The organism is Aeromicrobium sp. PFPM2_SD2 (genome assembly GCF_057364525.1).
This window is the reverse complement of the sequence record NZ_JBNFNZ010000772.1, coordinates 1-624: the sequence shown is the minus strand read 5'-3', so window position 1 is coordinate 624 and position 624 is coordinate 1. Positions and strand designations below refer to the sequence as shown.

Sequence of the window (624 nt, the reverse complement as noted above, 5' to 3'; positions counted from 1 at the left end):
CCGGCGGTGGTGGCGGCGACGACGCACAGCCCGACGGCGTAGGCGACGGCCGTGACCAGCTGGCGCCGCTCGTCACGACGCACCAGCTGGGCGACGAAAGGTGGCCAGGACGCCGACGGCGACGGCCGGAAGGATCCCGGTGAGCGTGCCGGACTGCCCGGCCGAGACGTCGACGCGCAGCCCCTCGGCGCCGTCGAGCAACCGAGGGCGCAGCACGAGGAGCGTCGCCACCACCGACGTGAGCAGCACGGGCACGAGGCGGGGAGCGCGGACGACGCGCCCGCGGGGCGTCCAGCGGCGACGGGGCCGCGGCGAGACGATCTGGGACACCAGCACCGGCAGCGCGACGAGGTCGGGGTCGACCCGCGCGGCGAGCGCCGCCGCGACCGTCAGGACGACGACGAGCACGGCGAGCAGCAGACGGGTCACGGACGCATGATCTCAGTCGCGCACCGGGCGCCGGGGACGAACCCGGTCATCCGCCGGCGAAAGGGCGGCAGCAGCTCCACCGTCGCGCCCGCCGGGCAGGTCGACCGAGCCCGGCTCGCGGGCGTTCACGGGGGGTGTCGCCGACGAGCACGAGCACCATCGCGACGACGTCGGCGAACCGGTCGCGGTCGGCGT

At 76.3% G+C, this 624-nt stretch carries 1 protein-coding gene; it reads right to left on the bottom strand.

The features are described 5' to 3' along the window. Positions 1-72: 72 nt before the first annotated feature. On the bottom strand, positions 73-429 hold the full coding sequence (locus tag AC2W7G_RS18010) for a hypothetical protein (RefSeq protein WP_485869637.1): 357 nt from the start codon (positions 427-429) through the stop codon (positions 73-75). Between the last annotated feature and the right edge of the window lie 195 nt (positions 430-624).